Annotated in this window: 7 protein-coding genes; 5 read left to right on the top strand and 2 right to left on the bottom strand. The window is 63.9% G+C overall.

The window, feature by feature from the left end:
- From VLE48_12880 to VLE48_12860, 5 genes are all read left to right on the top strand, one after another.
- Positions 1–227, top strand: a 227-nt coding sequence (locus tag VLE48_12880; GenBank protein HSA93900.1) for a hypothetical protein, incomplete at its 5' end; no start/stop codon positions are given.
- Between the two features lie 93 nt (positions 228–320).
- Positions 321–1,961, top strand: coding sequence for a radical SAM protein (locus tag VLE48_12875; protein HSA93899.1), 1,641 nt, complete (start codon positions 321–323; stop codon positions 1,959–1,961).
- A 103-nt stretch (positions 1,962–2,064) separates the two neighbouring features.
- The gene (gene fbp, locus VLE48_12870; GenBank protein HSA93898.1) at positions 2,065–3,180 is read left to right on the top strand and encodes a fructose-1,6-bisphosphate aldolase/phosphatase; all 1,116 of its coding nucleotides are present in this window, start codon (positions 2,065–2,067) and stop codon (positions 3,178–3,180) included.
- Between the two features lie 122 nt (positions 3,181–3,302).
- Positions 3,303–4,673 carry an aspartate aminotransferase family protein gene (locus VLE48_12865; protein HSA93897.1) on the top strand — a complete coding sequence of 457 codons (1,371 nt, stop codon included), beginning with the start codon at positions 3,303–3,305 and terminating at the stop codon, positions 4,671–4,673.
- 64 nt (positions 4,674–4,737) lie between these two features.
- A complete protein-coding gene (locus VLE48_12860; GenBank protein ID HSA93896.1) occupies positions 4,738–5,670 on the top strand; it encodes a mechanosensitive ion channel domain-containing protein in 933 nt (310 codons plus the stop codon).
- A gap of 91 nt (positions 5,671–5,761) precedes the next feature.
- Here the strand turns inward: VLE48_12860 and VLE48_12855 are convergent, their stop codons facing one another.
- Both VLE48_12855 and hemG read right to left on the bottom strand, forming a co-directional pair.
- On the bottom strand, positions 5,762–6,511 hold the full coding sequence (locus VLE48_12855; protein HSA93895.1) for a hypothetical protein: 750 nt from the start codon (positions 6,509–6,511) through the stop codon (positions 5,762–5,764).
- A gap of 37 nt (positions 6,512–6,548) precedes the next feature.
- Positions 6,549–7,154, bottom strand: a 606-nt coding sequence (gene hemG, locus VLE48_12850; protein HSA93894.1) for a protoporphyrinogen oxidase, incomplete at its 5' end; no start/stop codon positions are given.

The raw sequence follows: 7,154 nt of genomic DNA, 5'->3' as shown, positions 1-7,154 counted from the left end.
AGCAGAAGGCTCGCTTTGGGGCTGAGCGCGCCAACGCCGCTGGAGCACCCGACCTCGACATGCTGGTGTGGGAGACGCTCAACTTCATGGACCTCACGCGCTCCCCTGCGGACATCGCCGATCTTCTTTCCGCCGAGTTCCTGGTGGACGTGGATCAGGCCTGGGTGGAGAGGCTGATCCGCATCCTTATAGCCAAGAATCTCGTTGGAACTTTCTCGAACTACTGATAGGGACTCGCCAGCAGAAATTACAAGACTATTACCATCACTCCGCCTGGGCTTCCCTATCATTCCCCTCGGTGAGCAATTCAGGGGGAAGCTGTGGAACGACATCCCAAGGGCACGCGGGCGCGCGTGTTGCTCACTTCCGTGTTCGGACCCTATGCCCATGACGACGAATTCGGCAGCCGCGCCATCAATCCCATGGAGCTTTATCACAACCAGGTGACGCGGGCGCAGGGCGAGTTTTCCCTGCGCATGTTCCACCGCTCCTGGGGCATCATGCTGATCCAGCACAACATCTCCGCGCCCTCGACGCTGCTCGACTTTCCCACGCGCGAGCGTTTTGCCGCGGAGCTGGTCCGCCACCAGTACGACATCGTCGGCATCTCCTCGATCGTCACCAATGTGGGCAAGGTGCGCGAGATGTGCCGCATGGTGCGCCGCTTGTCGCCGCACTCCACCATTGTGGTGGGCGGACACGTCACCGCGATTCCCGGTATCGACAGGATCGTGGACAGCGACCACATCGTGCGCGGCGAAGGCATCCGGTGGATGCGCCGCTACCTCGGCGAGGACGAAGCGGCGCCCATCCGTCATCCCGCTATCGTTTCTGGGTTCCGCGTCCGGGTGATGGGAATGCGGCTGCCGGAACGGCGCGGCGCAACTGCCGCCACCTTGATTCCCTCGGTGGGTTGTCCGATGGGCTGCAACTTCTGCACCACGTCGGCCTTTTTCGGAGGCAAGGGCAAATTCGTCGATTTCTATCAGACCGGTGACGAGCTGTTCGAGGTCATGAGCCAGATGGAGTCTGCCCTCGGCGTGAGTTCCTTTTTCGTTATGGATGAGAATTTCCTGCTGTATCGCAAGCGGGCCATGCGCCTGCTCGAGCTCATGAAGCAAGCCGGCAAGAGTTGGGCGCTGTATGTGTTTTCTTCGGCCAATGCCGTCCGCAAGTACACCATGCAGGAGCTAGTGGAACTGGGCGTTTCCTGGATCTGGTTGGGACTGGAGTCTCCCCACTCGAGCTACGCCAAGCTCGACGGCACAGACACGCGCGAACTGGCCCGCGAACTCCGCCAGCACGGCATCAAGCTGCTGGGCTCGACCATTGTGGGCCTGGAGCACCACACGCCGGAAAACATCGTGCCGGAGATCGAGCACGCCGTTTCGCACTGCACGGACTTCCACCAGTTCATGCTCTACACACCGGTGCCGGGCACGCCGCTGTATCAGGAGATGAGCCGGCAGGGACGGATCCGGAATGAAATGGAGCTAGCCGACATCCACGGTCAGTACAAGTTCAACTTCCATCACGCCGCCATCTCGCGCGACGATTCCAAGCGGCTCCTCGACTGGGCTTTCGCCCGCGACTTCGAGCGCAATGGGCCCAGTCTGTACCGCATCTGCCGCACCGTGTTTGAGGGCTGGAAGCGCTACAAGCACCATCCCGACGCGCGCGTGCGGCGCCGCTTCGAGCGCGAGGCAGCCCAGCTTCGGAGCGCGTACAACGCCGCCCTCTGGGCAATGGAGAGGCGCTTGCGAAAGGCCAACCGCGCGATGAGCGAACAAATCCGCTCACTGCGCAAGGAATTGGAGCGCGAATTCGGCTGGCGATCCCTTGCCGTAGGCCGCTTTCTGGGGCCTGCTCTTTTGTGGACGGCATGGCGTGAGGCTCGCAAGCTGGCCTCCGGTCACACCTACGAGCCGCCGACATTCGTCGAGCGTCGCAACTGGGCGTGAGCGCTTCCGGCCCGTCGAACATCTGCTTGTGACCTCGCTCACAGACCGCGGTACCGCTCCGACCTAAGCTGAAACCCCGAGATTCGCTCAGGAGGAGTTGCGCATGAAAACCACGTTGACAGTGATCAAGGCGGATGTGGGCTCGGTCGGTGGCCACATCGCGCCCTCCAAGCGCTTGCTGGAGCGCGTTGCCCAGGTGGTGGAGTCCGCTGGCCGGGCGCTCATCCAGGACCATTACATCGGCTTCACCGGCGACGATATCGCCATCCTCATGACCCACGACCACGGCGTCGGCGACTCGCGCGTCCACAAGCTTGCGTGGGACGCCTTCGTCGAAGGCACCGAGATCGCCAAGGAAGAAGGCCTGTACGGCGCCGGCCAGGATCTGCTCAAGGATTCCTTTTCGGGCAATGTGAAAGGACTGGGCCCGGCGTGCGCTGAGATGGAGATCGACGAACGCCCCAACGAGCCTTTCCTCTTCTTCGCCGCCGACAAGACCGATCCCGGCGCGTTCAACCTGCCGCTCTTCCTGACTTTTGCCGACGTGATGACCACCCCCGGCCTCATTCTTTCGCCCAATCTCAGCCAGGGCTTCCGCTGGGTGGTGATGGACGTCGGCTACACCGAGGGCGACCGCGTGGTCGAACTGGTGACGCCGGAGGAGATCTACGACCTGGCTGCGCTGCTTCGCGACAACGAGCGCTTCGTGGTGGAGTCGGTGTGGTCGCGCGCCACCGGCGAGCAGGCCGCGGCAGTCGCCACCTCGCGCCTGCACAATATCGCCGGGCGCTACACCGGCAAGGACGATCCGGTCATGCTGGTGCGCAGCCAGATGAACTTCCCCGCCACCGGCGAGATCCTGGCGCCGTTCTCCATCGGGCACTATGTGGCGGGCGGCATGCGCGGCTCGCACAACATGCCCCTGATGCCCGTTCCGCTGCGTACGCCGACCTCCTACTTTGACGGGCCGCCGCTGGTCTCCTGCGCCGGCTTCTGCGTGCACAATACGCGGCTCACGGAACCGGCGGATTGCTTCGCGCATCCGTTCTGGGACGAAGTCCGCAGCCAGGTCAGCCGCAAGGCCATGGATATGCGTCGCCAGGGCTTCAGCGGCGCCGCCATGCTGCCCATGGCGGAGCTGGAGTACACCGGCGTGATGGACAAGCTCGCCCGGCTGGAGAAGCGCTTCACCGTGCGCGAGGAGAAAGTCGCAGCCTAATCGACCTCCGGCTGCGACCGGAGCGCTTCGCCGGGATTGATGGAGGCGCGCATTCAAGCTCTGGATGCGCGCCTCCGAGTGTTTTGACACTCGCGAAGCCCGCCGCCCATAATCTCCACTTCATGCCTCACGTCCATCCCTCGGCCCGCCGCTCCGGTTTGCTGCGCCGTTCCTTTATGCGCCCCTACCCGGAAGCAGTGCGCGGCCGCGGCGTGTGGCTGTGGGATGCGGAGGGCCGCCGGTACCTCGACCTCGCCGGCAGCGCCGCCGTCAACTTCATCGGGCACGGCGTGCGCGAAGTGGCGGACGCCATGGCCCGCCAGGCGCGCGCACTGGAATTCGTCCACTCCAGCCAGTTTGTCACCGGCATCGCCGAAGAGTTTGCCGCTGAGGTTCTGCGTTTTGCGGGCGAGCACTTCCGTGGCGGTAAGGTCTATTTCACCTGCGGCGGATCGGAGGCCGTGGAAACCGCCCTGAAGCTGGCGCGCCAATTCCAGGTGGAAAGCGGCCATGCAAGCCGCTTCCGCATCCTGAGCCGCTGGCAGAGCTACCACGGCGCAACCCTGGGCGCCCTGGCTGTTTCGGGCAACCGCAGGCGCCGCGATATCTACCTGCCCATGGTGCGCCGCCCGCGAACCTTCGAGCATGTCGGGCTTCCTTACTGCTACCGGTGCCGCTACGACGGCGACGAGTGCGCTCGCCGTTACGCCCAGGAAGTCGAGCGGGCCATCGCCGACTCCCGCGGCACAACCGCCGCGTTCATCTTCGAGCCAGTGAGCGGCGCGACTCTGGGCGCTGCCGTTCCGCCGCGCGGATACCTGGAGGGCGTGGCGAGAATCTGTCGCGGCCGCGGAGTCCTGCTCATCGCCGACGAAGTGATGACCGGCTTCGGTCGCACCGGGCGCAATTTCGCCGTCCAGCATTTTGGCGTGCAGCCGGACATCATCGTGGCCGGCAAGGGCATTGCCAGCGGTTACGTGCCGCTGGGCGCAGTGATCGCCAGCCGGCGCGTGGCGGAGGCCATCGCACGCGGTTCCGGCGCTTTCGTCCACGGCTTCACGTACAACGCTCACCCTGTAGCTGTGGCTGCGGGACGCGCCGTGCTGGCTTACATGCGGCGCCGCAGACTGGTCGAAGCCGCAGATTCTGGTCGCGCGCGGTCGACGGCTGCGGCGTTTGCGCGCGCACTCGAATCCTTGCGTGATTGCCGCTCCGTGGGCGACGTGCGTGGGCTCGGATTGCTGCGCGGCGTGGAGTTCGTGACCGACAAGAAGAGCAGCAAGCCTTTCCCGCCGGAGGTCAACTTTGCCGGGCGCGTAGCCCAGGCCGCCGCCCGCCGCGGCGTGATGGTCTATCCCATGCAGGGATGCGTAGACGGCTTGCGCGGAGACCACCTGCTGCTGGCGCCGCCCGCGGTCATCACACCGAGGGAAATCGGCTGGGCGATCGAACACTTGCGTGAGGCGATCAAACACGCGGAAGCCGCGATTTAGGTGTCTGCCGTCTGCCTGGGCAGCAGGCCGTTAGAGGAATAGAGCCAGCGAAGCAGGAGGAAATATGGAGGAGTTGGTTCGCAAATGGATGTATGACCCCACCGTGGGAAAGCTCGTTTCGGCTCTGGTGGGAATCGCGCTTGTGTATGCGGTGGTGCGGTTTCTGCAGCGGTCCGTGTCCCGTTACGTGCAGGAGTCGGAAACGCGTTACCGCGCCCGCAAGTTCATCTCGTTCCTGGGCTATGCGGCCGGAATTCTGCTGCTGACGGGAATCTTCAGCGAACGCTTCGGCCAGTTGACCGTGGCCTTCGGCGTGGCAGGCGCCGGCATTGCCTTCGCTCTCCAGGAGGTGATCGCCAGCATAGCTGGTTGGGTAGCGCTTTCCTTCGGCGGCTTTTACCGGCCGGGTGACCGCGTGCAACTGGGCGGCATCCGCGGAGATGTCATCGATATCGGCGTGCTGCGCACCACGCTCATGGAGTGCGGACAGTGGGTGAACGGCGACCTCTACAATGGCCGCATCGTTCGCATCGCCAACAGCTTCGTGTTCAAGGAGCCGGTCTTCAACTACTCCGCGGACTTCCCTTTTCTTTGGGATGAAATCAAGATCCCCGTCCGCTATGGCTCCGACTGGGAGTACGCGCGAAAAGTGTTCGCACAGGTCGTCGACGAAATCTGTCGAGATTATGCACTGCATTCACGGGTGGCTTGGGAAGAGACCAGCAAGAAATACCAGCTCGAACAGGCTGGGATTGAACCGATGATCACTCTGGCTGCCAACGACAATTGGATCGAGTTCACGGCGCGCTACATCGTGGATTATCGAAAGCGCCGCTACGTCAGAGATCGCTTGTTTACGCGATTGCTTGAGGAGGTCGACAGGTCCGGCAATCGGGTCCGGTTGGCCTCTGCGACCTTGGAACTCACAAACCTGCCGCGCCTTGACGTTAAGTTCTCCGCTGGCAAGGGAAGTGTCGACCCACAATATGTACCGTGATCTTGCTCCAGGAAGCGATCGTGGCGGTCCACGCAGGGCTTTATGAGTGGCGGAGCCAGAAAGGCTCGACGCCGATATCTGCTGCCGCCCTTCAGTGGTGATGACGGGGCGCCTGCGGCTCGAGCGACCAGATCTTGGCTTCCGTCTGCTCGAACGGATACATGTGCACCATCCAGCCGAAGATCTGCGGCATGAAGTGGCCGCCTTCCCGTTCGCATTCCTTGCGCGTGGTGATGGAACCTTGCAAGCCGAAGCGGGCACTCTTGCCCAGGGCTTCGCGGCGGCGCTCGCGCGGCGGCAGGCACAGGTTCACGTGCGCATGCCAGCGCGCCACGCTCAGCGGGATGCGGGCATGCAGTTCGTCCTCCGGCATGTCAGCGGGCGCGGTGTACATGGCCCCAATCAGCTTGTAGCCGGTGCCGGTTTTCTCATACAGCAGTGAGGTCGGCCGTTCCGGATCGAACTGGAAGGCAGCTTGCACGGCGTAGCGCCAGTTAGTGAAGTGATACATCTTCTGCGGGACGCGCCGTAGAAAGATCCGGTAACCATCGGCCTCGGCGGCGCGGTAGTCCTGGTAGCGTTCGAGGGCATGGCGTGCGGAATCCACCACCCGCTGGGCGCGTTCGCTGTCCCCGGGCATGGGCTCCCACAAGCGCGTCATCCTCATGTGCGGCCCCATGTCCAGGTCGCGCGTGGACATGGCCTGGGTCGCCGCACTCTCGCCAGCCTGGGGTCGGGGGGAATCACCCTCGTCGTGCTGGTGATCCTGCGCCAGCAGCAGAGTCGTCACCGTCAGAGCTGCCGCGTACAGGGCGATTCGTGATGAACGGGCCGAGAACATGGCTGTGATTCACAAAGTCTAAACCCGGAAGCTGCACCTAAGTCGCGGCTGCCGCGCGGGCAGCCTCCCTGCCCTCGCGTACGCAGTCGGGGACGCCGATGCCGCCATAGGCATTCCCCGCCAAAAAAAGCCCGGGCAGCTCCGCTCGCAGGCGGGTGATTTCCGTCACGCGCTCGAGGTGCCCGACCTCATACTGCGCCATGGCGCGCGGCCACCGGTAGATGCGCACGAAGCACGCTTCCGCTTCCAGGCCGAGGATCTCGCGCAGTTCCTGCCGCACCAGCGTAGTGATTTCAGAGTCGTCCAGTTCATGAGCGTGCGGGTCGCTCGAGCCGCCCAGGAACACGCGCAGCAACCGCCAGCCCTGCGGTGCGCGGTGAGGAAACTTGTTGTGGACGAAGGTGCAGGCCAGCATGTGGCGTCCTTCGCTGCGCGGCACCAGGAAGCCAAAACCCTCAGGCAAGGAAACAGCGGAATCGTAACCCAAGGCTACGGTGACTGAGGAGCTGTAGGGTATCTGCTGCAGCAGCTCGGCCAGGCGAGTGTGCACATCCCCGAGGAGACCTGCGGCCGCGTACGCGGGCACCGCCAGGATGACGGCATCGAATTCCCCGCTGCCACTTTCGGTGGCCACCCGCCACTT

Source organism: Terriglobales bacterium, assembly GCA_035454605.1.
In the GTDB taxonomy this organism is placed as follows: domain Bacteria; phylum Acidobacteriota; class Terriglobia; order Terriglobales; family Acidobacteriaceae; genus DATMAB01.
The sequence above is the reverse complement of the archived record's forward strand: the minus strand, read 5'-3'. Positions and strand labels throughout refer to the sequence as shown.

Coding starts and splice junctions, on each gene's coding strand:
- VLE48_12855 (HSA93895.1), bottom strand. CDS start 6,511: ATGTTCTCGGCCCGTTCATCACGAATCGCCCTGTACGCGGCAGCTCTG.
- fbp (HSA93898.1), top strand. CDS start 2,065: ATGAAAACCACGTTGACAGTGATCAAGGCGGATGTGGGCTCGGTCGGT.
- VLE48_12860 (HSA93896.1), top strand. CDS start 4,738: ATGGAGGAGTTGGTTCGCAAATGGATGTATGACCCCACCGTGGGAAAG.
- VLE48_12865 (HSA93897.1), top strand. CDS start 3,303: ATGCCTCACGTCCATCCCTCGGCCCGCCGCTCCGGTTTGCTGCGCCGT.